This window comes from Rhodococcus sp. 008 (assembly GCF_001682295.1).
Classification (GTDB): Bacteria; Actinomycetota; Actinomycetes; order Mycobacteriales; family Mycobacteriaceae; genus Rhodococcus_F; species Rhodococcus_F qingshengii.
This window is the reverse complement of record NZ_CP012749.1, coordinates 2,570,610-2,595,837: the sequence shown is the minus strand read 5'-3', so window position 1 is coordinate 2,595,837 and position 25,228 is coordinate 2,570,610. Positions and strand designations below refer to the sequence as shown.

The 25,228-nt window shown below is 62.6% G+C and carries 26 protein-coding genes; 7 read left to right on the top strand and 19 right to left on the bottom strand.

Features of this window, described 5'->3' with window-relative positions:
- Positions 1–64: 64 nt before the first annotated feature.
- Entirely contained in the window at positions 65–1,759 is a 1,695-nt protein-coding gene (locus AOT96_RS12130) for a bifunctional metallophosphatase/5'-nucleotidase (protein WP_030535773.1), read from the top strand.
- Between the two features lie 37 nt (positions 1,760–1,796).
- On the top strand, positions 1,797–2,666 hold the full coding sequence (locus AOT96_RS12125; RefSeq protein WP_047271521.1) for an MYG1 family protein: 870 nt from the start codon (positions 1,797–1,799) through the stop codon (positions 2,664–2,666).
- Positions 2,667–2,674: 8 nt separating this feature from the next.
- On the opposite strand, the gene AOT96_RS12120 is transcribed toward AOT96_RS12125, so the two are convergent.
- Positions 2,675–3,685 carry an alpha/beta hydrolase gene (locus AOT96_RS12120; protein ID WP_065351788.1) on the bottom strand — a complete coding sequence of 337 codons (1,011 nt, stop codon included), beginning with the start codon at positions 3,683–3,685 and terminating at the stop codon, positions 2,675–2,677.
- Between the two features lie 399 nt (positions 3,686–4,084).
- Between AOT96_RS12120 and AOT96_RS12115 the strand changes: the two genes are divergently transcribed.
- The 4 genes from AOT96_RS12115 (at position 4,085) to AOT96_RS12100 (ending at position 7,198) form a co-directional block, all read left to right on the top strand.
- On the top strand, positions 4,085–4,705 hold the full coding sequence (locus tag AOT96_RS12115) for a LysE family translocator (protein ID WP_007731691.1): 621 nt from the start codon (positions 4,085–4,087) through the stop codon (positions 4,703–4,705).
- Between the two features lie 25 nt (positions 4,706–4,730).
- Positions 4,731–5,135: a DUF4259 domain-containing protein gene (locus AOT96_RS12110; protein WP_064113851.1), complete on the top strand. Its 405-nt coding sequence runs from the start codon at positions 4,731–4,733 to the stop codon at positions 5,133–5,135.
- A 160-nt stretch (positions 5,136–5,295) separates the two neighbouring features.
- The gene (locus AOT96_RS12105) at positions 5,296–6,504 is read left to right on the top strand and encodes an aspartate transaminase (protein ID WP_065351787.1); all 1,209 of its coding nucleotides are present in this window, start codon (positions 5,296–5,298) and stop codon (positions 6,502–6,504) included.
- A gap of 25 nt (positions 6,505–6,529) precedes the next feature.
- Positions 6,530–7,198 carry a 4-carboxy-4-hydroxy-2-oxoadipate aldolase/oxaloacetate decarboxylase gene (locus AOT96_RS12100; protein ID WP_007731695.1) on the top strand — a complete coding sequence of 223 codons (669 nt, stop codon included), beginning with the start codon at positions 6,530–6,532 and terminating at the stop codon, positions 7,196–7,198.
- Positions 7,199–7,257: 59 nt separating this feature from the next.
- Here the strand turns inward: AOT96_RS12100 and AOT96_RS12095 are convergent, their stop codons facing one another.
- The 6 genes from AOT96_RS12095 to AOT96_RS12070 form a co-directional block, all read right to left on the bottom strand.
- Positions 7,258–8,301 carry an L-idonate 5-dehydrogenase gene (locus AOT96_RS12095; RefSeq protein ID WP_030535776.1) on the bottom strand — a complete coding sequence of 348 codons (1,044 nt, stop codon included), beginning with the start codon at positions 8,299–8,301 and terminating at the stop codon, positions 7,258–7,260.
- A gap of 11 nt (positions 8,302–8,312) precedes the next feature.
- Complete coding sequence (locus tag AOT96_RS12090) at positions 8,313–9,068, bottom strand: SDR family oxidoreductase (protein ID WP_007731698.1); 756 nt, start codon at positions 9,066–9,068, stop codon at positions 8,313–8,315.
- A gap of 95 nt (positions 9,069–9,163) precedes the next feature.
- Entirely contained in the window at positions 9,164–10,498 is a 1,335-nt protein-coding gene (locus AOT96_RS12085; protein ID WP_047271513.1) for an MFS transporter, read from the bottom strand.
- Positions 10,495–11,568 (bottom strand): biotin-dependent carboxyltransferase family protein, encoded by a 1,074-nt coding sequence (locus tag AOT96_RS12080; protein ID WP_007731701.1) that lies wholly within the window; start codon positions 11,566–11,568, stop codon positions 10,495–10,497. The genes AOT96_RS12085 and AOT96_RS12080 overlap by 4 nt, the downstream gene beginning before the upstream one ends.
- Entirely contained in the window at positions 11,561–12,268 is a 708-nt protein-coding gene (locus tag AOT96_RS12075; RefSeq protein WP_172403470.1) for a 5-oxoprolinase subunit B family protein, read from the bottom strand. Before AOT96_RS12075 ends, AOT96_RS12080 begins: the two co-directional genes overlap by 8 nt.
- Complete coding sequence (locus AOT96_RS12070) at positions 12,265–13,068, bottom strand: LamB/YcsF family protein (protein WP_054827080.1); 804 nt, start codon at positions 13,066–13,068, stop codon at positions 12,265–12,267. Before AOT96_RS12070 ends, AOT96_RS12075 begins: the two co-directional genes overlap by 4 nt.
- Before the next feature lie 191 nt (positions 13,069–13,259).
- On the opposite strand from AOT96_RS12070, the gene nac reads away from it, so the two are divergent.
- A complete protein-coding gene (gene nac / locus AOT96_RS12065) occupies positions 13,260–14,183 on the top strand; it encodes a nitrogen assimilation transcriptional regulator NAC (RefSeq protein ID WP_030535780.1) in 924 nt (307 codons plus the stop codon).
- On the opposite strand, the gene AOT96_RS12060 is transcribed toward nac, so the two are convergent.
- The 12 genes from AOT96_RS12060 to amt form a co-directional block, all read right to left on the bottom strand.
- Positions 14,177–15,103: a D-isomer specific 2-hydroxyacid dehydrogenase family protein gene (locus tag AOT96_RS12060; RefSeq protein WP_065351786.1), complete on the bottom strand. Its 927-nt coding sequence runs from the start codon at positions 15,101–15,103 to the stop codon at positions 14,177–14,179. The genes nac and AOT96_RS12060 overlap by 7 nt on opposite strands.
- A 45-nt stretch (positions 15,104–15,148) precedes the next feature.
- The gene (locus AOT96_RS12055) at positions 15,149–15,931 is read right to left on the bottom strand and encodes an SDR family oxidoreductase (RefSeq protein ID WP_007731708.1); all 783 of its coding nucleotides are present in this window, start codon (positions 15,929–15,931) and stop codon (positions 15,149–15,151) included.
- On the bottom strand, positions 15,928–16,449 hold the full coding sequence (locus AOT96_RS12050; protein WP_065351785.1) for a gluconokinase: 522 nt from the start codon (positions 16,447–16,449) through the stop codon (positions 15,928–15,930). Before AOT96_RS12050 ends, AOT96_RS12055 begins: the two co-directional genes overlap by 4 nt.
- Before the next feature lie 104 nt (positions 16,450–16,553).
- Positions 16,554–17,597 carry an urea transporter gene (gene yut, locus AOT96_RS12045; RefSeq protein ID WP_042447682.1) on the bottom strand — a complete coding sequence of 348 codons (1,044 nt, stop codon included), beginning with the start codon at positions 17,595–17,597 and terminating at the stop codon, positions 16,554–16,556.
- 34 nt (positions 17,598–17,631) lie between these two features.
- The gene (locus AOT96_RS12040; protein WP_042447680.1) at positions 17,632–18,579 is read right to left on the bottom strand and encodes an urease accessory protein UreD; all 948 of its coding nucleotides are present in this window, start codon (positions 18,577–18,579) and stop codon (positions 17,632–17,634) included.
- The gene (ureG, locus tag AOT96_RS12035) at positions 18,576–19,217 is read right to left on the bottom strand and encodes an urease accessory protein UreG (RefSeq protein WP_007731713.1); all 642 of its coding nucleotides are present in this window, start codon (positions 19,215–19,217) and stop codon (positions 18,576–18,578) included. Before ureG ends, AOT96_RS12040 begins: the two co-directional genes overlap by 4 nt.
- Before the next feature lie 10 nt (positions 19,218–19,227).
- On the bottom strand, positions 19,228–19,941 hold the full coding sequence (locus AOT96_RS12030; protein ID WP_042447677.1) for an urease accessory protein UreF: 714 nt from the start codon (positions 19,939–19,941) through the stop codon (positions 19,228–19,230).
- Positions 19,925–20,572 (bottom strand): urease accessory protein UreE, encoded by a 648-nt coding sequence (ureE, locus tag AOT96_RS12025; protein ID WP_050655600.1) that lies wholly within the window; start codon positions 20,570–20,572, stop codon positions 19,925–19,927. The genes AOT96_RS12030 and ureE overlap by 17 nt, the downstream gene beginning before the upstream one ends.
- A gap of 9 nt (positions 20,573–20,581) precedes the next feature.
- Entirely contained in the window at positions 20,582–22,300 is a 1,719-nt protein-coding gene (locus tag AOT96_RS12020; RefSeq protein WP_003943847.1) for an urease subunit alpha, read from the bottom strand.
- A gap of 35 nt (positions 22,301–22,335) precedes the next feature.
- Entirely contained in the window at positions 22,336–22,773 is a 438-nt protein-coding gene (locus tag AOT96_RS12015; protein ID WP_003943812.1) for an urease subunit beta, read from the bottom strand.
- Positions 22,774–22,802: 29 nt separating this feature from the next.
- Entirely contained in the window at positions 22,803–23,105 is a 303-nt protein-coding gene (locus tag AOT96_RS12010) for an urease subunit gamma (RefSeq protein ID WP_042447673.1), read from the bottom strand.
- Positions 23,106–23,156: 51 nt separating this feature from the next.
- Positions 23,157–24,842, bottom strand: coding sequence for an ammonium transporter (amt, locus tag AOT96_RS12005; RefSeq protein WP_042447671.1), 1,686 nt, complete (start codon positions 24,840–24,842; stop codon positions 23,157–23,159).
- Positions 24,843–25,228: the final 386 nt, after the last annotated feature.

Here is a 25,228-nt window from a genome sequence, read left to right as displayed (position 1 = left end):
TCGTTTCGGCAGACGGGCACACTCAGGGAGGTTCGAGGCCGGTCCGAGTGAGGGAGCACGACGCATGACGCGACGCATGACACGAACGTGTGCCGTGCTCGCAACGACCCTTCTCGCCACCACCGCGACCTCCCTGAGTGGCGTCGCCAACGCAGAGTCCCAGGACACGGTGTCGGTACGTCTGTTGGCGTTCAACGATCTGCACGGCAGTCTCCGCCCGCCGGAAGGTGTTCGCAGCGAGATCAGGCAGGCCGACGGCTCGCTCACTCCCGCAGGTGGCGCGGCGTATCTCGCTGCTTACGTGACGCAACTTCGCAGCCAAGCCACCAACTCGCTGCTGTATTCGGTCGGTGACAACTGGGGATCGTCGGCGCTCGAGTCGGCGATGTTCAACGACGAACCGACGGTCGAACTCCTGAACCGGATGAAGATCGACGCTTCCGCGATCGGCAACCACGAACTGGACAAAGGGCTCGCCGAGTTCCGTCGCATGCAGTCCGGCGGTTGCTCCGCCGTCGATGCGTGCACGTTCAGTCCGTCCTTCGGCGGCGCCAACTTCCCTCTGATGGCCGCGAACATGACGTACACCAACGGCGCTCCGGCCACGCTGCCCTTCACCGTGAACATGGTCGACGGCATTCCGCTCGGAGTCATCGCGATATCCCCCGCCAACACGTCGCAGATCGTGACACCGGGCGGGATCGCCGATCTGCAGTTCGGCGACGAGGTCGAAGCGATCAACCGCACCGCCGACGTCCTCGACTTCTTCGGCGTCAAAGCCATCACCGTCCTCCTGCACCGTGGGGACGAACCGGCCGTCGAAGGTGGGCCCAACGACTGCAACGTCGAGTCCGGCCCGGCCCGCGACATCGCCCTCCGCGCCTCACCGAAGGTGGACGTCATCTTCACCGCCGACAGCCACCAGCAGTACAACTGCGAATTCCCTGATCCCGCAGGCAATCCCAGAGTCGTGATGCAGGGCGCTTCGCACGGCCGGATCGTGTCCGTCGCAGACGTCACCATCGACCGCAACACACGCGAGGTCGTTCGCGATCAGACGTCCGCGTTCAATCAGATAGTGACACACGATATTTCGCCGGATCCCGATATTCAGGCTCTCGCCGACCGGGCCTGGTCGGAGGCGTCGGACAGCGCTCAGCGGCCGGTGGGGACCATTACCGCCGATCTGACACGCGACCGCGTCCCCAGCGGCGAATCGACACTCGGCAACCTGGTCGCCGACGCTCAACTCGCCGCCGGATCGACACGAGGCGCCCAACTAGCGTTGACGAACCCCGGCGGCATGCGCGAGGACTTGGACTTCGGCACTTCCGGCCAGGTCACCTACCGCCAGGCCTACGGTGTTCAACCCTTCGGTAACAGCCTCGAGGTGCTCTCCGTCACAGGAGCGGTGTTGAAGGACGCTCTCGAACAGCAATTCCAGATCGACCTCGACGGCACCGCTACCGAGCGCATCCTCTCCCCGTCCGCGGGCTTCACCTACGCCATGGACCGGCGAGCAGCGCCGGGCTCGCGAATCTCGGAAATGCGTCTGAACGGGCAGGACATCGCGCCCGACGCCGTCTACAGCGTCGTGGTGAACAAGTTCCTCGCCGAGGGCGGGGACGGCTTCACCGCACTGAAGAACTCCACCCAGATGACCGGTGCTGGCAACGACCTCGACGCCTTGACCGCCCTGTTCGCAGCCGGGTCGCCGGTCTCGCCACCTGCCACCGACCGCATCCGCACCATCGGCTGACTAGGCATCCCCGCGCTCGATTGCCTAGTCTCGACGGGTGATCATCGCGACCCATAACGGCAAGTTCCATGCAGACGACGTCTTCGGCGTATCGCTGCTCAAGCAGCTGTACCCCGACGCCACCGTCGTTCGCAGCCGTGACGAGTCCGTCCTGGGCAGCGCGGACATCGTGCTCGACGTCGGCGGTCGCTACAACCCGGCCGAGGGGCGCTTCGACCATCACCAGCGTGATGCCGGCGAGCGCAGCAACGGCATCCTGTACTCCGCCTTCGGTCTGCTCTGGCAGGAATACGGCCTGCAGTTCTGTGAAGGCGACGCCTCCGTGTTCCGCCGTATCGACAGCCGACTGGTCGAGGGCATCGACGCCGTCGACAACGGCCAAGAGATCTACACCCTCAACGACTACGGCACCAAGCCTTTTGATCTGTCGTCCGTGCTGGACCTTTTCAATCCGATCTCGTCCACCGACGAGGAGTTCGACACCCAGTTCGAGCTGGCCGTCGTTCTCGCAACCCAGGTCTTGATTCGCCTGCGCGCCAAGTATGCCGGCGACGCGGCGGCCGAGCGCGAGTTCACCGAGACCTACGAAAAAGCAACGGATCCGCGCTTCGTCGTGCTGGAACGCTTCGTTCCCCACGGCCGCGCCGCGTCGGCCCAGCCAGAGCTGCTGTTCACCATCTTCCCGAACACCAACGGCGGCTGGTCGATTCAGACGGTCAAGCCTGCTGACTCCAAGTTCGGTTCACGAAAGCTGTTGCCGGAGCCGTGGCGCGGCCTGAACGGCTCGGATCTTGCCGCCCAGACGGGCGTCGACAGTTCGGTCTTCTGCCACAAGGCCGGGTTCATCGCGGCTGCGCAGACCCGTGACGGCGCCCTCCAATTGCTCGAACTGGCACTGGCCGAGTAGTTCTCAGCTCACATTCCCAGCGCCGTCTTCACCGTCGGCCAGGAATCGTGAAGCGCGTCTTGCCAGTACGGCCACGAATGGGTGCCGTCGTTCCGATACGCGAATACTGCGGGAATCGACAACTCGCCCAACCTCGCTTCGAACAGTTGTGTGCACGTATTAGCGAGCGCCTCGAGCGGTCCGCCTTCGATGGCAGTCTGCAGTCCACTCGGGGTGAAGACGTTGTCGTATTCTCCGGGCGCACCTGTACCGGAGGACACGTAGATCGTCTTCCCTCGCAGCGTTTCCGCGTTGGTGGACGGGTCGTGCTTTTGCCAGTCGGGGTCCGACGCCGGACCCCACATGTTGGTGGCGTCGCCCGCCTTGCTGGCCACGGTGAGCCGCACGGAATCCTGCGAGGACGATTCGGAGTTGTCGAGACAGCCACTGTACGAGGCCAATCCGGTGTAGAGCTTCGGGTGATGTGTGATGAGGTTGGCCGCGCCGAGCGCACCCATGGACACCCCGCCGACCACGTTCGTCCCATTTCCGGAAAACGCAGAATCGATCAACGTCGGAAGTTCTTCTGCGAGAAACGATTCCCACTTGTTCACACCGAGGTTCGGATCGTCGTTCTTCCAGTTGGTGTAGAAACTGCCGGTGCCACCCACGGGGAGAACGACGTTGACGTTCTTGTCGGCGAAAAACGTTTCGATGTCGGTCTTCTGGGTCCAGGTGCTCTCGGAGTATCCGGATTCCGAACCGGCACTGACTCCGTCGAGTAGGTAGAAGGACGGACGTGAACCGGCGCTCGACGCTGGATGCAGAACCTGCACTTGTACCTCGCGTCGCATGGCCGGCGACTCGACGAACACGGCACTGCGTGTGGGCGACAACTGCTCTATGCGATTGATGTGAGCCCCGGCCTGACCGGCCGAATCTCCTGGTGGGTTTTCAGGTGCCGGTTCGGCATACGCCACTCCGCCCACGACAAGCGCGAGCACGACCAACACAATCCCGACAAACCCAAATCTCCGCATCCGTCAAGCGCCCCCTGAGCATCGCACGACTACCGCTGACCCTCGATTGGACAGGACGAACGTCCCGGGGTCAACCCACTGGTTGGGATTTATTACTCGCGGGTATCCAATGGAGTTGGACAGTTCTCCACCGATGCACACACAGGTGTGGATAACTTCATTCACATCCACTTCCCAAATGTGCATAACCTGTGGACAAAAGGATGAATTACAACAGAGTTATTCCTCCTACCTGCAACGATTCGTTTCCCCACAGTGTGCATAACTTTGTCGAACAGGGCTCGCGAGACGCCGGTTTCCGGGCGTGTCCATGCAGTTCACACCGCCGCGCCACTCTTTGTTCACAGGCCCGACACCACCGGCCGACAATGCTCCCCACCCCGACTTCATACTTGTTGCATGCTGACCGCTCTGCTCGCCGCCACAGCTGTGCTCGCCCTACTGACTCTGGTCCCCGGGCCCGACATGGCCGTCGTGACGCAGGCTGCTCTCGGCGCGGGCAGATCTGCCGGTTTCCGGGTAGCGGCCGGCATCGTCTCGGGCCTTCTGGTGTGGGGTCTGTTGACCGTCCTCGGGCTTTCGGCGATCCTCGCCGCGTCGGCCGAGGCGTACACGGTGGTCAAGCTCGCCGGCGCGGCTTACCTGATCTATCTCGGTGTGCGAGCACTGTGGGAGAGCCGGACGTCGCGGATGCAACACAATGCCGACGCTCCACGATCGCAGAAGGCCGGGACATGGAAGACGGGCTTCACCACCAACCTGCTCAACCCCAAGATCGCCGTCTTCTACACCGGACTGTTGCCGCAGTTGGTTCCGGCCGGGTGGCCGACGGGACCGTCGCTTGCATTGCTGGTGCTCATCCACGCAGCCATCACCATCGTGTGGCTCAGTGGCTACGTGGTCCTTCTCTCGCGAGCGCGTAGCACCTTCGAGAAGCCCCGAGTGCGACAGGCACTCGAGCGCATAACCGGAACAGTTCTTCTAGGATTCGGAGCGAAGATCGCGCTCGAAGCGCGCTGAGACGGCAATCGGAAAAGAGTAGACAGTGGGCGCGTGGGGATCGGGACCGTTCGATAACGACGGTGCAGGGGATTTGATCGCGTCCATCGGGCACGGTGACTTCACCTTCGAATCGGTGGAGTGGGCATTCGAGGACGACTACCTCGAGGTGGACGGCGGCCAAATCGCCGTCGCCTTGCTCGAATTGGTGTTGATCGTGCGCGCCGATCGCAAACGCGACCCCGCCGCCCAGGACCTCGATCTCGACTCCTTCACCGCGGCTCTGACCAGTGAACGGCTCACCTGGCTGATCGAAATGGTGGAGCGCACCATCGCATCGACCGATTCGGAACTGTTCGAGCTGTGGGACGAGCAGGGACCGGAAGAGCTTGCGTCGTGGCGCGTTCCCGTCGTGGACGGTCTCGAGGATCTGCGCGTTCTGTCGGTCTGATTCCGTCGCCGCTCCATCACGTTTGCTTATCGGGCCACAACGGTTCGGTCTTGGTCAGATGCCCTGGTAGGACCCTATGGTCGAACGGATCACCGAGTGAGAACTGTGGCTCGTCGACGACGGGAATCCACGCTCACCCCGGACCCAGGAGCAGACCATCATGGCGACTTTCGTTCCGGCTGCGCGCGTCGACAGAATCAGGGAGTCGCCGAGTGTGGCTGCCGCACAACGAGTGCGCGAGCTGAAGGCCCAGGGCCGTGAAATACTCGACCTGACCGTCGGGGAGCCCGATTTCGACACACCCGACAACATCAAGTCTGCGGCGATCACTGCGATCAACACGGGTCAGACCAAGTACACCGCAGTCAACGGCATCCCGGCTCTACGCGAGGCAATCGCAGCACGCGCGGCTTCGCGAACCGGAATCCAGTACGCGGACAACCAGATCACCGTCGGCGGCGGCGCGAAACAGGTCATCTTCCTCGCTCTCATGGCGACGGTCGAAGCCGGCGTCGAGGTTATCGTTCCCGCCCCTTACTGGGTTTCGTACCCGGATATGGTCCTCGCTCACGACGGAACTCCGGTGATCGTTCAGTGCGAGGAGTCCGACAACTTTCTTCTCACAGCCGAAGCACTATCCGCTGCAATCACTTCGAACACCAAGTGGGTCATCCTCAATGCCCCGGGCAACCCCACCGGATCTGTGTACACCCGCGAGCAGCTGCAGGCCCTCGCCGAAGTGATCGAGGCCAATCCCCATGTCAGTGTGTTGGTCGACGAGATCTACGACGAGATCAACTTCGGCGACGCTCCGATCCCGAGTCTGCTGCAGGTCGCTCCGCACCTCCGTGATCAGGTACTGGTCACCAACGGAGTCTCCAAGTCTCATGCCATGACCGGGTGGCGACTCGGATACGGACTCGGAAATTCCGGATTGATCGGCGCCGTCAACAAACTGCAGGGTCAGAGTTCTTCCTGCCCGTCCTCGATCAGCCAGGCCGCAGCCGTGGAAGCCCTCACCGGCGACCAGAGTTTCCTCACCGAATCCGTACGAAGTTACCGACGACGACGCGACCTCTCGGCTCACCTCCTCAGTGTTGTCCCCGGGCTCGAGCCCGTCGTGCCGCAGGGTGCGTTCTACCTGTTCGTCAACTGTGCCGGCTTGATCGGCAAGCAGACCCCGGATGGCACCGTGATCGAGTCCGACCAGGATCTCGTCCTCTATCTCCTCGACGAGGCGTCGGTTGCCACCATTCAGGGTTCGGCTTACGGCGCATCGCCGTACTTCCGTGTCTCCTTCGCCACCTCCGAGGCCGTCCTCGAAAAGGCCGCGGCACAGATCGCCGCGGCAGTCGAACGCCTTTCCTGATCTTTCATACTTTCTGGAGTACAAGATGATTCACGTCAAGACGAAAATTGATCGCGCGGACAAGGACCTGATTGCCGAACTGGGGACGTTCTCCGCGGCCACGATTCACGAGGCACAGGGACGTAAGGGGTCGCTGCATCCGGCGATCAAACCGATCGACCGCGACATGAAGTTCTGCGGCTCCGCCTTCACAGTCAAGTGCCATCCCCGTGACAACCTCATGCTGCAGGTTGCGATCAGCTACGCACAGCCGGGTGACGTCCTGATCGTCTCTTCAGGTGATCAAGCCGCCGGCCAGTTCGGCGATGTCCTCGCCAATGCCTGTGTTGCGCGCGGCATTACCGCACTGGTCACCGACGGCGGAGTGCGCGATACCCGGGAGATCCGCGAACTCGGATTCCCCGTCTTCTCCAAGCACGTGTACATCGAGGGAACCGTCAAGGAATCTCTCGGCCCGATCAACCATCCCCTGGTCTTCGGAGAACAGGTCATTTATCCCGGTGACGTCGTCAAGGGCGACTGCGACGGCGTTGTCGTGGTCCGCCGCGAGGAGGTTGCCGAGGCAATCGAACTCTCGCGTGCCCGTGACGAAGCCGAAGCCGGGTACATCGAGCGTTACAAGCGGGGCGAGACCCCACTCGAGGTGAGCAATCTGACTGCCCTGCTGGAAGCCAAGGGCCTGGTGGTCGAATAACCTGCTGTGCGCCTTTATTAACCGCCCGCGGTTAATAAAGGCGCACAGGGTCGAAGGACTCAGAACCGCAACAGCACCTTCCCCGACACCGAAGCATCCTTGGCGACTGCGAAGGCTTCCAGAGCTTCCTCGACCGGATATTCGTGTGTGAGAACAGCATCGACAGCAAGCGAACCGTCGGCGAGGGCGAGCAGCACCTCGTCGATTTCGTCGTTGAAGCGGAATGAGCCCACCAACTCCAACTCTCGCGTGATCGCCAGCGAAATGTGTACCGGTTGAGGTCCGGACGGAAGAAGCCCGAGCATGACCACCCGTCCACCGCGCGTCGCCCCGCGAATAGCGGATTCGAGCCCGCGATGATTGCCGGTGCACTCGACGACCACGTCGGCATCGGATGCGGCGACTGCCTCGGCGTCGGTGGCCTCGAGAACCCGATCCGCACCGAGCGTCGACGCGATCTGCAGCGGAACGTCGTGCACGTCGACCGCGGTGATCGACTGCGCGCCTGCTCGTCTGAGCACAGCCACGACCAGTGCGCCGATGGGTCCGCAGCCGACGACCAGCGCCTTCTTCCCGCGTACGTCTCCCGCTCGCGAAACAGCGTGCCAGGCAACGCTTGCCGGTTCGGCTACCGACGCAGTCCGCAGGTCCAACCCCTCGGGCAGTTCCCGGAGCATGCGTGTCGGGAGCACTGCGTATTTCACGAAGGCGCCCTCGGTGTGTGGGTACTGCGCTGCACTTCCCAGGTATGTGCAGCAGGGCGAGAGGTTGGGCCGATCGCTCGGGAACCGAGGCGCGGTCCCACCGGGCGTTGCGGGGTGTACGGCCACGGAAGTTCCAACTGCCGGCCCCGTTCCGTCCGCCGCGGCCGTCACGACCGTGCCGACCACCTCGTGACCGAGCAGCATCGGTGCCTTCAGAATCGACTCCCCCGCCGCGCCGTGCGTCCAGTAGTGCAGATCTGATCCACACACACCGCCGTAAGCGATCTCGATCACTGCCTGCTCGGCGGTCGGCGCAGTCAACGCAACATGCTCGACCCGCAGGTCACCTGCCGCATGGGCCACCACTCCGAGCGTCGTTTCCGGTAGTACAAAACTCATGATGCGCTCTCTCAGTCGTTGCGACGGATGAAGTCGAGGCCACCGGGCACCTGGAAGGTGGGGAGCACCTCGATGAGACCAAGATTGACGTGGCCAGGGGCGTCGATCGCGAACTCGATGGTATCCGCGATGTCCTTGGTAGTGATGGATTCGTAGCCTTCGTAGAAGGTCTCCCACGCTTCCTTCATGGCTTCGGGCGTGCCGCCGAGGTTGCGACCGAAGATCTCGGTCTCGACCCGGCCAGGGCAGATCTCGGTCACTCGAATCCGCTTGCCGATGCAGTCGTTTCGCAGCTGGCGCGAAATCTGGTGCACCGCAGCCTTGGTCGCGTGGTAGGCAGTGTGGCCGTAGAAGTTGTACAGGCCGGCGATGGAGCTGATGTTGACGACATGACCTAGATCGCGCTCCACCATTCCCGGCAGCAGAATGCGGCACAGGTGCAGCACTGCACGAAGATTCACGTCCACCATCGCGTCGACCGATGCTTCTTCGGCGTCGAGAATGTTTCCGGTTGCGGACACCCCCGCGTTGTTGACGAGGATGTCGATCTCCAGTCCGCCGACAGCTTCGGCGAGCGCGGCGGTGTCGGTGATGTCCACGGGCAGAGGGATCATTCCGGTGCGATCGGCAACCTCACCGAGCTTGTCGGCATTGCGGGCGACGCCGTAGACCGTCAGTCCGCGCTTGGTGAACATCTCGGTGACGGCGGCACCCATTCCGGTGTTGGCGCCGGTGACGAGAGCTGTGCGGTAATCGGAGAAAGGCATTGTGTGCTCCTACAGGAAGAAATTGGTATGACCCGGCGGCCGCCGCGGACTGCAGGCGGCCACCGGGCCGGATCAGGAGTGACTCACGCGAGAAGTCACAGAGTGTCGCGTAGCGGAACGTGGGCGCGATCGGTGATGGTGCTGACCGCGATCAGCGTGCCGATTGCAGTGATGACCGCGTAGAAGGCGGGAACGTAGATACCGAATTCGGGGATCAACCAGGTCATCAACAACGGTGCGGTACCACCGAAGAGTGCGGACGAGATGTTGTAACCCAAACCGTAGGCGGAGTAGCGAACCCGCGTGGGGAACAGTTCGACGATCAGGATGTGGATGACGGCTGTGTGCCCGGCGAAGATCACTGCCATGAGGCAGGCACCGAGAACGGCGAGGCCGACGTTGCCGGTCACGATCATGGCATAGCAGGGGATCGCTCCGATCGCCATTGCCGCAGCTGCACCGGCGATGACCTTCTTGCGACCGATCCGGTCGGAGAGAGCACCCATGAACGGAATCGCGAAGCAGATCGCGACCAGGCTGGATGCGGTGACGAGAAGCGCTGTCCCGGTCGAGAATCCGATCTGATCGCCTTTGAGGAACGTGGGCATGTACGAGAACAGAACGTAGTAGCCGGAACCATTCATCAAGGGGATGAACAGGGCGAGGATCATGGCGCGACGGTGTTCGGGAGTGGAGAATGCTTCCTTGAGCGGATTGCGCGACAAACCGCCGGATTCCTTGAGCCGCTCGAAGTTCGGGGTATCGGAGATCGCGCGGCGGATGTACCAGCCGATGATTCCCATCGGAATGGCCATGAGGAACGGGATGCGCCACGCCCACGATGCGAGTCCGCCGCCGTTGATCGCGTCGGCGTTGAGCCACGGCGACATGGCAAACGCGATCATCGTTCCGGTCAGCAGTGCGAGGAACGACGCGATCTGCGCGTAGCTCGTGATCAAGCCGCGCTTGCCTTCCGGGGCGTGTTCGGCGAGGAACGTCATGGCGCCGGCAGCTTCACCACCGACGGAGAATCCCTGCACGATCCGCAGAAAGATCAGCAGTGCCGGTGCCGCGATACCGATGGCCGCGTAGGTGGGCAGCAAGCCGATACCGGCGGTCGCCACGCTGATCAGCATGATGACGAACACCAACATCTTCTGTCGACCGATCCGGTCGCCGAGGATGCCGCAGACCACCGCGCCGAGGGGTCGAACGAAGAACGAGACCGCGTAGCCGGCGAACACCAGCATCAGCGCGTCGCTCGACTTCGATACGTCGAAGAACACGATGGCCAGTGCCGTCGCCATGAACGCGAAGACACCGTTGTCGTAGAGCTCGACGAAGATGCCGACGCAGCCCGCTGCGACGACTTTCCGGACCTTGCGCGGGTCGGCTACCTGGCCGTCTACCGCTTCGATGGTGTTGGTCATGCTGTCTCCAAAATAGACGCGCGGCGCGGAGCGCTCGCGGGGCGTGTGGTGCCGACGTGGCTCGGTACTCGGGCTTCCGAGGTGTGAAGAGGTATCCGGAGGGTGGTGAATACGTTCTCCACACGCCGCCTCAGCAAGGCGATGCGGTGCTGCTGTTCGCGGTGCTCTGCAACCGCCGTTGCGACGCTGCAGTTCCGGAATCGGACGCGGTGCCCGGGTCGGGCCTGTCCCAGCTGTGAGAGTGAAACGGTGGTGACGACTGCCAGCACCGGATAACCGGCGGTGACGCCTCTACCTCGATGCAGGACCAGAAGTTCGTTGCCAGCGGGTACTTCGACGGCACCGATGGGGACGCCGCGCGAGAGGACCTCGCCGGTGCCGGTGCGCTGTGGCAGCGGCTGCTCATCGGTAGATGCCAGCCGAAGCCCGATGTGATTGCTCTGATCGCCCACCACGAATTCGGTGCCGAACAGCGCGGCTGCACTCTCCCCGAAGTCGTCGATGTCGGGGCCGTCGGTCACGTCGAGCGTCCACACGTTGCCGAAGGACGGTCGGTCGGGCAACAACCGGAACAGCGGTAGCCGGAAGACCGGGTGGTCGATCGGCGGGCAGTCGGTGTCGACGACCAGCGTCTCCCCCGCGGTCAAGTGACGGCCGAATCCGAGGACCTGGTCGGGAGCGCAGCTGCCCAGGAGGTAGTCGGCCGTCAGCTCTCCGTGGACGGCGACGTAGACGCGCAATCCGTCGTGGATTCCGGTGACGGCAAGCCGCTGACCGGCTCGCCAGACGATCGGTTCCCACTGCGGTTGCCGATGTCCGTCCACCGTCACCGTTGCGGGTGCACCCGTGACGGCGATCAGCAGATCCGTGGACGCCGACGCTGAAAAGTCGAGGGCCGTCAACTCCAGTAGCGGGGCCTCGCGCCTACTACCCACCAACGCGTTGGCGATCTCCGCGCTGATCTGGTCGGCTGCGCCGCCCGTCGCCTGACCGAACTGTGACGCCGATCCACGCCCCAAATCCTGGACGGAGCTGATTCCGGGAGTCAGGACGGTGACGGTCTCAGCCATGGGGATCACCCCCTACGGGCAGGAGCGAGCGTCCGTCGAAGTCATCCCAGCGATCGGCGTCGATCGCACGGAAGACGAACAGATCGCCCGGGCGGTAGGCAGAAATCTGCTCCGACGCCGGATCGACCAAGATGAGCGGGGTCCGGCCGATCACTGCCCAACCGCCGGGCGCAGGCCTGGCCGAAACGACTGCCTGACGTCCGGCCACCGCAACGGAACCGGCCGCGACGTGCGGTCGCGGGCTCGATCGGCGCGGGATGGGAAGGCCGAACGCCGGGCCGTCGAGCATCGGGGCGCCGCCGGGTGAGCCGTAGCAACGCATGACCAACGGGGCTGCGGAGTGAAGGCGCACCACTTCGGCTTCGGTGACGCCGAGAAACCGCGCTGTATCACCCAGGTCCGGGCCGTGTTCGCCCCCGTAGACGACGGGGATCTCGAACGTCCTAGGTTCACCTTCCAGTGGTCGGGGGATAGTCGTTGCTTCGCGAACCAGGCCGCGGACGGCGTCGTGGTCGGTGAGGAGGTTGTCGAACTCGACCAGCAGGGCGTCGTATGTCGGGATGACGCTGACGATGCCGTCGGCACCGAGATCGAAACGTGCAGCGATCGATCGAACGGTGTTCCAGTTCTGCTCGGCGGTCCCGCCGCTGACACTGACGCGAACGGCGGCGTCACCGCAGTCGGCGACGTAGGTCTTCACGCGGGACACCCGACATCACGGGCCCGCCGTGACGCCACGACCCGGGTCAGCGGCGCAATGGTGACACCGGCGGCCTCGAGCGCGGCGCGAATCGCCTTCGCGTTCGCGACGGCACCGGGGTTGTCACCGTGCACGAGGACCGTATCGGCGACAACCGGGATCAACGTGCCGTCCACAGCTTCGACGACTTCCTCGACCACCATCCGAACGGTCCGCTCGACCAGAACGTCGACGTCGTGAATCACCGCTCCCGGCTCGCTGCGGGGCACGAGAGTTCCGTCGGAGTTGTATGCGCGATCCGCGATTCCGACGATGCCGACGCTCAATCCGCGGGCAGTCGCCTCGTCGGCCAACGCCCCGTCCTGGGCGAGCACGATCAACGACGGATCGAAGGCCGCGACCGCATCGACGACGGCGCGCGCGTAATCCTGGCGTACAGCAACAAGATTCCCGAGTTTGCCGTGGGGAGCGATGTGCGACAACGACGTTCCGTTCGCGACCGCAAAGGCGTGAAGGGCGCCGAGTTGGAACAGCACGTCGGTTCGGACCTCGTTCTCACTGAGATCCATCGCGCGACGTCCGAATCCGGCGAGGTCCGGAAAACTCGGATGCGCGCCGATGCCGATACCGCGCGATACGCACCCCCGCACGGTCGCATCCATGGTTCGTGGATCGCCTGCATGGAATCCGCAAGCGATGTTGGCCGAAGTCAGCGTGTCGAGCAGAGCATCGTCGGCGCCCATGGTCCACGTGCCGAAACCTTCGCCGAGATCGGCGACAAGATCGATGCTGGTTGCCATTTCGGTCCTTCCGGTTCGTTTACTTGTTCGTACGGGCGCCGTTGCCCGTGGTTGGTCCGACTGTCGAAGTTCTGTGTGTCGACTTCGGTGTTTCTGGGACGCTACTCAGGAACGCCAAAGGGTTGTTAATACCGTTTCGCGTTGGGGTGATCGGAATTCGATATGTCCGTTGAGCTGGTAGTTTGCACAGCATGGACACGAGAAGGCTCTACTCGTTCGTACGAATTGTCGATGCCGGCAGCATCACCCGAGCCGCCGACATCCTGCACATCGCACAACCCGCCCTGAGCCAACAGATGACGTCGCTGGAAACGCAGTTCGGTCAGCAACTTCTGATCCGCAGCAAACAGGGTGTCGAGCCGACCGATGCGGGGCACGCACTCTATCGGCATGCTCAGGTGATTCTGCGTCAGGTGGAGAGTGCTCAGGCCGAGGTGTCCGTGGTCGGACGGGCGCTGGCGGGTGGCGTCTCGGTCGGCCTCGCCCCATACAGCACCGCGACGGCAATCGCCTTGCCGCTCTTGGCCCGTGTGCGCGAGCAGCACCCGAATATCTTGTTGCACATCAACGAGAACTTCGGTGGCGTGCTCAGCGAAGCGATGATGACCGGTCGCATGGATCTGGCGTTGTTGTACGACGCCGGCCCGATCAAGGGTGTGACGTTCGAACGCTTGCTCACCGAGGAGCTGGTGGTGGTTGCGCCGTTCGGTACCGGACTGGCAGGCGAATCGGGATCCGACATCTCCCTGCCCGAGATCGCCGAACTACCACTATTGCTTCCGGGTCGGATGCACACCATCCGCAAGGTGGTGGAGCAGGCTTTCGACCGTGCAGAGCAGCAACCGAACGTCGTGGCCGAAGTGGAATCGGTGATGACGCTGTCCGAAGCCGTACGCACCGGATTGGGCGCGACGGTTCTGCCGTGGTCGGTGGCCCGCAGGGTCATGGACGTCGAAGCGCTCGAGCTACGACGCATCGAGCCGGGCATCGAAGTGCATGTCTCCCTTGGCACCCCGGCCAATCAGCCCCTCTCCAAACCGGCCGAGGCGGTGCGCGATGTTCTGCGCACCGTCGTTGCCGATTACGTGAAGGGAACCAACGCGAGCGGTCAGTAGCCCGCCGACGGATCGATCACGGCGGCGAGGTCCTCACCTGCGGCGAATCGGGCGACGTTGGCTGCAACGTGATCTGCCAGGACGCGGGTGAGCGTCGTAGCCGGGTTGGCGACGTGTGGAGTGATGATCGCGTTGGGCAGCTTCCACAACCGATGCCCGTCCGGCAACGGCTCGGGATCGGTGACGTCCAGTGCCGCCCCGCCGATCGAACCGGCTTCCAGTGCGTCGACCAATGCGTCCGTGTCGACGAGGGTGCCACGCGCGATGTTCACGATCCAGCTCGACTCCGACATCTGGTCCAGTTCGGCCTTGCCGACCAGATGCCGCGTCGCGGATGTCGACGGTGCTGCGATCACGAAGTGATCTGCCTTGGACCAGATTTCGCCGGTGCGGTCGGCCGAGAGCGTTTCGGAAGCACCCTCGACAGGGGTCCCGGAGCGGGTGATCGCGATGACCTTGACTTTGGACGCGGCGAGGTACGGGATCAACGCACGGCCGATTCCGCCGCAACCGATGATCGCCACTGTCGAGCCCTGCAAAGTGCCCACCCGCGGGTCGAACTCTTCCTTGCGCCACGACTGCGCCGCCAATTGTTCGGGGAGAGAACGAACTCCGGCGAGGAGAAGCATCATCGTATGTTCGGCAACATTGCCCGCGTACGCTCCGGCAGCAGACGTCCAGACCCGCTTGTCGTCGATCACCCCGGCGTCGAACCAGGGCTCGATGCCGGCGAACGGCAACTGCACCCAGCGAGCCGAATCGGGTAGCGACGACGGGAACGTCTCCGGCCCGTGTACCCACACGACGCCCTCGGCGTCTGCCAGTGGAACGAGAACTCCACCGGCTCGGCGTATTCCGTCGGCGACGTGAGGATCCTCGACGGGACCGAGGTGGATGCGAGGGGCGCTGGCGTCTGTCATGTGGGTGCTTTCTGTTCGAGTAGCGGACGATCTAACAGCGGACAATCAGACGACGGCCGTCATTCCGCCGTCGACGTAGAGGATCTGACCGTTGACGAAATCCGAAGCCGGGGAGGCCAAGAACAGTAGCGACCCGATCAGCTCCTCGGTACGGCCCCAACGTCCGGCGGGTGTCCGCTTGGCGAGCCACGCGGTGAACTCCGGATCGTTGACCAGCGCAGAGGTCAGTTCGGTGTCGAAGTATCCCGGTGCGATCGCGTTGATCTGCAAACCGAAGGGTGCCCAGTCGGCGCACATTCCGCGGGTGAGCATCTTGAGCCCGCCCTTGCTGGCCGCGTACGGTGCGATTCCCGCTCGGCCGAGCTCGCTCTGCACCGAGCAGATGTTGACGATCTTCCCGTGTCCGCGCTCGACCATGCCGCGGGCGAATTCACGTCCGACGTAGAACGCACTGGTCAGGTTGGTGTCCATGACACGCCGGAAGTCGTCGTCGCCGAACTCGAGAAGCGGGGCACGGTGCTGCACGCCGGTGTTGTTGACAACGATCTCGACCGGGCCGACCTCCGCCTCGATGCGTGTCGCCGCATCCCGGACGGCGGCCGAATCGGTGACGTCGAACGCGTATGCGTGCACCGTTGCGCCGGTCGCGTCGGCGATGCGTCGACGCTCGGCTTCGAGCACGTCGGAATTTCGGCTGTTGAGCACCACCACCGCACCCGCCTCGGCGAGACCAGTCGCGAGGGCCGAGCCGATGCCTCGGCTCGAACCCGTCACCAGCGCGACCTTCCCGGAAATGTCGAACGGGCCGGGGCTTGCGGTGCTACTCACGCTGTGACGCTCCTCTGAGATGTATGGATGTAGTCGACTGCCTCGCCCACCAGTGTGCTCGGTTCGGAGACGACATTCAGCGTGATGCCGCGCTCGTCGTCTGTAAGCGGTTCGAGAGCCTCGAACTGGGAGATGAGCAGACTCTCCGGCATGAAGTGCCCGGCGCGGGAACGCATACGTGCGGAGATAGTCTCGAAATCACCGGCCAGGTGGACGAACTGCACGTCGAGACCGTCCGGGCGCAACCGGCCCCGATAGTCCTTTCGCAGAGCCGAACAGGCAACGACGCCTGTTCGTCCCGCATCGGCACGCTCGGAAAGCCAGACCGCGATCGCGTCGAGCCACGGCACACGGTCTTCGTCGGTCAACGGTGTCCCCGAACGCATTTTGGCGACATTGGACTCGGGGTGCAGATCGTCACCGTCGACGAAGTCTGCCCCGAGAGACGTGGCGAGACCCACTGCCACGGTGCTCTTTCCAGCACCGGCCACACCCATCACAACTACCTGCACGGTCATGCTTCGACCATGCCCGACTACCGGAGGCCAGACAATACTCGAGCGATACCGGTTCGCGAGGGTGCCATATCGGAACGATCTAGGAACTTCTGCGCGTTCGAGCCCTATCCGTTCGCCTTTGCGATCGAATCCTTGCCCTCGGCCGCTCCACCCTCGATGGTGTCGTGCTGGATGGGAACGAACTTCTTCTTCGGCAGCAGGAACAGCCACGTCGCGAAGACGAACGGGCCCGTTCCGGCCGGCAGGCTGATCGGAGCAAAGGCAGACACCAGCGTGCCGTGGATGACAACAGTCACCAGTACTCCGAAGACGGTGTAGACGAACACACGCCACGACGGGTTGTAGAACACCGATCCGAGAGCAATTGCCGTCAGCACCGAACTGAGCCCGTAGAGACCATTGCCGATGTCGACGGTGTTTGCGCCCAGCGCCAGTACCGAACCCATCGCTATCGCGGAACCGATGAGCGCGAACAACGCCGCCCAACGCGACGCGACCAGCAGCGCGATCACGAAGATAATGCCGGTGACGGTGTTGTTGATCAGAAAGATCTGGGAGACGTTGCGGAACAGCGTGTCCCACAGGAAGCTGAAAGTGATGTCGGCATGAACTGACGCCTCCCCGATGTGCTGGGGAAACTGGCCCGCGCTGAGGTCTGACGTTTCGATCCGCAGGAACTGGAACGCCGCAAGAAGGAAGAACCAGTTGACGAGGTTGAACGGAAAGGTCAGCGCCGGTACGCCCCACGTCTTGAAGACATTGGCAACGGCCAGGAACGCGATCGTCGACGCGGCAGCTCCCACCACGAGGTAGATCCACAGCATCACGCCGCCGGCAAGGAACGTCGGAAAGGCAGCTCCCACAAGAACTCCGTTGTATCCGTACAGGCCGATACGCATCGAATCGTCGTCGGAGTGCAGCATCATGCCGGTGACGGTGGATACCACCAGACCCACCACGGCACCGATCGCGACGGTGATCGTGTCCGCGGCTATCGCGCCCCAGAAGATACCAACCAGAAACAGCAGGCCCGTCAGCGCATTGCCCTGGAACATCACCTGCCCGGAGCCTTTGAGATTCGTGTCGATGAATCTGAGCACGACGTTCTTGTCCGCGACGTCGTCCCACGGTTTGGTGATGGTGGTCATCGCGCGTTCCTCGATCCCTATCAGGCAATCCGCGTCATCCCCAGAGCGGGACGGGCGGAATGGTGGTGTCCAGAACTGCCTTTCGTACCAGAGACCAGAAATCACGGACCTTCGCCTTGACGGGTTCGCTCTCCGGACCGAGGACTTTGAAGATGAGACCGGCGTCGTTCGGTAGCCGGCTCGCCCCGGAGACGACCTTGCCGTCACGGCCCGGAACTATCTCCTCGAGAATGGCGTCGGCGTGCTCCTTCGGTGTCAGTAGGATGACATTGCCGAAGACGTCGTGGTCGCCCATGATTCCGCCGTATCGCACGGGGAAGCGTGCCGGTTCGATCACCAACTTCTCGGTGAAGAGATTCTTCCCGTCCGGGCGCTTCGCCTTGATCATTGTGGAGTACAGGTCGTAGACGAACATCTCTCCGCCGTCGTGGTACTTGCGACCCGACATCACGATCTCCGAGAACAACAGCGTTGCAGTCGGATCCACCGTGAGGTCGGTGCGCGCGTAGTACCTCGCGTTGCGGTGTGGGATCGTCACCCCGGGCATCAGTTCGAGATACGAATTCTCCGCGAGCACCACTTTCTGGAGTTGCGACGCGTGATTGGCATCCATCCGGTGAACCTTGGTGGCCGACTGAGTGGTCACGTGTGCGAGGGAACCCGGCTCCATTTCGATGGTCAGGAACAACCGATCGCCTTGCAGCACACTGCCGGACGTCGAGATCATGTAGACGCACGGCATGGTCGGCAACGCTTCGTCCCAGTACAGCGCCTGCTGAACGAGCAACGGTGTCTTGCGGTACAAGTCCCGCAGAATCGTCTTGTCGCCACGGTCGACAAATCGCATCTCGAGAACGCCGGTCTTCCCGACCATGCCGGCCGGGGCCTGCTTCGGCTGGTCCTGGTACTGGTCGAGTTCCGGGATGGTCGGGATCGGACCCGGGAGCGCCCGCGATGCTCCCGGGGCGGGCGGTGCGCTCACGGTGCGCTCGCTCCCACTTCCTCTTCGTCGAAGAGGACTCCGTGCACGATGAGGTCCACCACTTCCTTGATGCCTTCCCCGGTCATGCAATTGGTGAAGACGAACGGCTTGTCTCCCCGCATTCCCTTGGAGTCGCGATCCATGACTCCGAGATCGGCGTTGACGTACGGTGCGAGATCGGTCTTGTTGATGACCAGGATGTCGGACTGCGAGATTCCCGGACCGTTCTTACGCGGAATCTTGTCGCCTGCGGCTACGTCGATGACGTAGATGAAGAAGTCGACCAGAGCTGGACTGAACGTCAGTGTGAGGTTGTCGCCACCACTTTCGATGAACACCACGTCGGTGTCTGGGAACGTCTTCTCCATGTCCTCGACGGCCGCGAGGTTCATACTCGGGTCTTCGCGAACGGCGGTGTGCGGACAGGCCCCCGTCTCGACGCCGACGATGCGTTCCTCCACGAGAACACCTTTGAGAGCCTTACGCACGTGCTTGGCATCTTCGGTGGTGACCACGTCATTGGTGATGATCAGAACGCTGGTGCCCCGCTTGATGAACTCCGGCGTGATCGCCTCGATGAGTGCGGTCTTACCCGAACCCACGGGTCCGCCGATTCCGATGCGCGTTGTCTTCTTCATCGTTCTCCTTCTAGTTCATGAACATTCGGACGTGCGCCTTGACGTGCACCGCAGCCAGAATGTCGATCATCGGGGCGAAATTGGACATGTCGTCGAGTCCGTAGTCACGCACTGCGGCGTACTCACGGCCGGCAGTCTGATTGACCTCGAACAGAATCTCTTGCGTCGCGAGGTGATCGACTCGGACGATACGAAGGGCAGCGCCGAGCAACGTCATCGCGACACCGTACTGATTGACCGTGAAAGCGTCCTCTTCCGGAGAACCCATCTCCGCGAAAGCAATTCCGAGGCCGACGGGGTAGGTACCCGGTGTCTCCCCCGATGCGATCGCGGCCAACCACTTGTTGAACAGGGTCTCACCGGCCAAGCGCCCGCCGAGTTCGGCCAACTTCTTACCCATGCGGGTACTCATCGTGCGTGCTTCTTCGTTGAGTTTGCGTTCGATCACTGCATGATCAGCGGCGAGGATCGCCGAGAAGTCACCGGCGGTCGCGCCCCGGTGCGCCGCGAGTACGGCGATACCGTCGCACGTCGCGCCCTGATGGGCGGCCGAGAGCACAAACTCCCGCAGCGACGGACCACCCGTGACAATTCCCTGCGCCACGGCCGATTCCAAACCGTTGGAGAACGAGAAGGAACCGACCGGGAACATGGAATCGGAAAACTGCATCATCCGCATCGCGCGGTTGATGCTGAGCCCGGATCCCTCAGACGAGAGGGTCATGGGTATGCCCCTCGCCCTCACGCGCGGCCGCACCGAACAAACGGCGTGCCTCGTGTGGAGCGATGTAGGGAATGACCTCGGCGCCCGGGATGAAGGTGTACTCGATGCCCTCGAAAGCATGTGTCCGCATCACCGAGCCCATGACCGCCTTGTCGACCGTCAACGGAACGTAGACCTTCATTCCCTTCACCACCGCAGGCCAGTGCTGGTTACCCACGGCATGTCCCAACTCCAAGCACGTCTGAATCATCTTCTCGGGCGTCACCTCGACCAGTGCGCTCAGGTCGATCTCCAACACGTCCTTGAGGTTGATCCTCGCCACGACGACGGTGTTCGCCTGCTCGTCCCACAGCAGAATGTCGCCGTCCTGCAACTGAATACCCCGATCGAGCGAGACGGCCAATTCACGGCCACCGATCGTGGTGCGTCGTAACCGACTCTTCTGCGCTTCCCACTGATCGAGCGACAAGACGTCGACTACCGCATTGTCGAGTCGACCGGCCCACTCCTCGTCGGTCTCCTTCCCGAGCAGCGCGTCGACTCGCGTCGGCTTTCCGCTCGGCGCGGTCATCTCGCCGTGCGTGTGTGGCGTCGCATCGGCGCCGTGCGTGTGTGTGATAGTTCCCGACACTGGAGACCCCTAACTGAAGAAGTAAAGTTGGTTCAAGCGAATGGATTCGGCAGGTTCGACGTACGCATGGACACCGTCCGCAGTCACCGCGAAGGTCTCCGGGTCCACCTTGATTTCCGGAGTAGCCGAGTTACGAACCAGATCACGCTTGGTGACCGTCCTCGTGCCCTCGACGGCGACAACCTGACGTTCGAGACCGAGCCGATCCTTGATACCGTCGTCGAGTGCCGCTCGCGAGACGAACGAGACCGAACTCTGCGGCAACGCCTTGCCGAATCCACCGAACATCGGCCGGTAGATCACCGGTTGTGGTGTCGGGAGCGACGCATTCGGATCTCCCATGGCGTGCCAGCTGATCAGACCGTTCTTGATGATCGTCTTCGGCTTCGCGCCGAAGAATGCGGGCTCCCAGAGAACAAGATCCGCCATCTTCCCGACACCGATCGACCCGACCACATGCGAAAGACCGAACGTCAACGCTGGATTGATCGTGACCTTCGCGACGTAGCGCAACACGCGGAAGTTGTCGTGTGTCGGTGAATCCTCTGGCAGCTTTCCGCGGGACCGCTTCATGCAGTCCGCTGTTTGGATCGCGCGAAGCCAGTTTTCTCCGACGCGGCCCATCGCCTGCGAGTCACTCGAGAACATCGAGATGACGCCCATGTCCTGCAGTACGTTCTCGGCACCGATCGTCTCCGCGCGAACGCGAGACTCGGCAAACGAAACATCCGAGGGCACTTTGGGATTGAGGTTGTGACAGACCATGATCATGTCGAAGAGCTCGGCCTGAGTATTGATGCCGTACGGCAACGTCGGATTGGTCGACGCCGGAAGTACGTTGTCCTCGCCCGTCACCCGCAGAATGTCGGGTGCGTGACCACCACCCGCACCCTCGCTGTGATAGGTGTGAATGGTACGGCCTTCGAAGGCCGCGATGGTGTCCTCGACGTATCCGGCCTCATTGAGGGTATCCGTGTGAATGGCGACCTGAACGTCCATTTCGTCTGCCACCCGAAGAGACTCACGAATTGTGGCCGGTGTCGCGCCCCAGTCCTCGTGGACCTTCAGACCGGCCGCACCGGCCTTGATCTGTTCGACCAGCGACTGATGCCCGGACGAGTTCCCCTTGCCCAACATGCAGACGTTGACCGGCAAACCCTCGTTGGCCTTGAGCATCATCTCCATGTTCCAGATACCGGAAGTGATGGTGGTGCCGTTGGTTCCGTCGGTCGGGCCGATGCCGCCACCGATCAGCGTCGTCACTCCCCCACTGAGCGCGTGGTACGCCTGCTGTGGTGACACGAGGTGCACGTGCGGATCGATGCCGGCTGCAGTGAGGATCATCTGCTCACCGGAAATCGCGTCGGTCGCCGGACCGGTGGTCAGCCCCGGGGTGACACCTTCCATCGTGCTGGAGTTTCCCGCCTTGCCCCAGCCGACGATCTTGCCGTCCTTGATTCCCACGTCTGCCTTGACGACGCCGATGGTTGCATCGACGATGACCACGTTGGTGATCACGAGGTCGAGGGCACCGTCGATGCTGCACGACTCCGGATCCTGGCCCATGCCGTCGCGCAGCGTCTTGCCGCCGCCGTAGATCGACTCGTCGCCGATCGTTCGAAGATCTTCCTCGACCTCGATGTACAGGTCGGTATTACCCAGCCTGATCTGGTCACCCGTGGTGACCCCGAACAGACCCGAATACTCTTGTCTCGAAATGCTTGTCATGGGTGTTGCTCTCCTTCGTCCGCCGTGAACGAGAATCAGTCGGTTTGAGGTTCGGACAGGAAGCCGAGTTCTTCGGCACGCTGGACGGCTCCGGGGAGCCTCGGCCGGTAGGCGGCGTGGGTCGGCGCCCAACCGTCGACAAGTCCGTTGAAGCCTTGCACTCGTTGCTTGCCGCCGAACGGCACCAACGTCACTTCCTTCTCGTCGCCCGGCTCGAACCTGACCGCCGTGCCCGCGGGAATGTCGAGGCGCCAGCCGAAGGACTGTTCACGATCGAAGGACAACGCGCGATTGACTTCCATGAAGTGGTAGTGCGAACCCACCTGGATGGGACGGTCACCGGTGTTTCGGACTCGCAACTTCAAACGTGGACGGCCCTCGTTGAGTTCGATCGGCTCGTCCCGCAACACGTATCCGCCGACCGGTACTTTCTTCTCGCCGCCGGAATCCTTCTTCGTTGATTTGCTTGCCATCTTGGAGTCCTCCTGACATCTCGGTCGGGCTACTGGATCGGAGAGTGCACGGTGACGAGCCGGCTACCGTCGAGGAACACCGCCTCGACCTGCACACGTGGAATCATCTCCGCCACACCGTCCATCACGTCGTCGATCGTCAAGGCGTGCGATGCGTCGGCCATGACCTCCTCGAGAGTCTTGCCCTCCCGAGCTCCCTCCAGGGCGGCTGCAGTGATAACTGCGACGGACTCCGGGTGATTGAGTTTGAGCCCCTTTGCCTTTCGCCTCAGTGCGACATCCGCCAACATGAGGATTGTCAGCTTGTCGAGTTCTCGCGGTGTCAGATGCATTCCGAACGCTCCTTGTCGATCATGCGGTAACTCCCTGTCGTCGAATACATGTCAGCTCCCCTGTTCCGTCGCTTCGGTGAGAGGTTCGGCCGCTTGCTGGACGAAACCGCTCCTCCTGCCGCCCGAGTACTCGTTGATCGCGTCCAGAACCGCCTGTGCATGTTCCGAGGCGACCAGCACCTCGACACGCAGCCGCTCGGTGAACACGACGTCGTTGCGTTGTCCGCGGAACTTGAGCGAGGCCGAGTCACTCGCGGAGACATGCGCTTCCGATACGACTATCGACTCCGCTCCGGCGGCCAGCAGCGCCTCCCGTAGCTTCTCGGACTCGATGGTCTGCAATACCGCGGTGATGAGTTCGTGCTTCGGGGCGCCGAGGTTCGGAACAAGTTTTTCCCCCTCGACCAGGACCCCCGAGTCGAACCCGCTGGTCTGCGGCGCACCACCCGCGTCCACGAATGCGGCGTTGTAGCGGTATGCGTCCATGCCTTGCTGACGACGGTCGATGTCCACCTGGTCTTTCGGGGCCAGCTTGAGACCGATGGTCTTCTCGATGCCCGTGGCGATCAGCCAGGTCACCACGAACGAGAAAGCGATGACGACGATCAACGCCAGCGCCTGCTCGCCGAGTAGTCCTGCCCCGCCGCCGAAGAAGAGTCCGTCGCGGCCGATCGAATTGATGGCTTTTTCGCCGAACAAACCGAGAAGGAGTGAACCGAGGATGCCGCCGATGAAGTGGACCGCGATGACGTCGAGCGCGTCGTCGAACTTGAAGATCGACTTGAGCGCGAGCGCGAAGTGGCAGACCAGTCCGGCAAGCGCGCCGATCGCCAACGCGGAGAAGGTGCTGACGAAGCCGGCGCAAGGGGTGACGGTCGCGAGACCGGCTACCGCGCCGGTGATTCCGCCGATCGCCGTGGCCTTGCCCTCGGTGTACCTTTCGATGACGAGCCAGACGACCATACCGCCCGCTGCGGCGATGTGAGTGTTCATCAAGGCCTGTGCCGCAACACCATCGGCAGCCAATCCGTCGCCCGCGTTGAATCCGAACCAGCCGAACCACAGGATGCCTGCGCCGATCAACGCCAGAGGCACCGAGTGCGGGACTGCCTCGGCGTTGGGCCATCCCGGACGTTTACCGACCACCAGCAAGATTGCCAGGGCGGCGGCGCCGGCGGATGCGTGGACGACAATTCCGCCGGCCCAGTCCTGAGCTCCGCGGAGCGCCAACCAGCCTTCGGGATTGAAGAGCCAGTGCGCAATCGGGGGGTAGACGATGATCGACCACAGCACGAGCAGAACGGCCCAGCCCAAGGGCTTGAGCCGGTTTGCGGTCGCACCGGTGATCAGCGCGGGCGTGATGATCGCGAACATCATCTGATAGACCACGAACGCCAGAGTCGGTACCGCGACTGCACCTTCGATCAGGTGGAAGCCCGGGGCGGCGGCAGTGTGTATGTCCTGCAAGCCGAACAATTTGAGGTCACCGAGGAAGCCGGAACCCCAGTCTCCACTGAACGCGAAGCTGTATCCGAACACGACCCAGGTAATCGAGACGAGTCCGAGTGGGACGAGGTTCTGCTGCAACATGACGAGCGCACTGCTACCACGCACCAGACCGGCGTAGAAGAAGGCGAGTCCGGGAACCATGAAGAGAACCAGACCCGCGGAGATCAGCACCCACGCCGTGTCCCCACTGTCTATCACTGCTTCGGCTAACACCATTTCCATCGACATCGACGACCTCCGAGCATTATTCGGACCTGAACAAAGTCATTGGTTAGAGCAGCAATTCGCGATGTTCCGGTTCGCTGCGACAGTTACGCTACGCCCCATAGTTGCACCTTCTCAGCAAAATCGGGGGAACATCCGGTTTTCACGTTTAGTAGAGCATTGTTCTGGGAAAAGATGGGACTTTGCCTAAACATTGCGGACGCTCCACAACCTACAATTGCGGGACTAATTCTCGCCGAAAGTGGTTTAAATCTTGCAAAATGGGGAACGTAGCCGCAGGTGAGCGCCACTTTCGGAGCAGAAATGCCGTTTCCAGCTCGGGACTTAGCTCCCTAACCAAGACAGCTGCGAGCGCCTTATTTGATTACCAACGTCGGTGACCCGCCTAT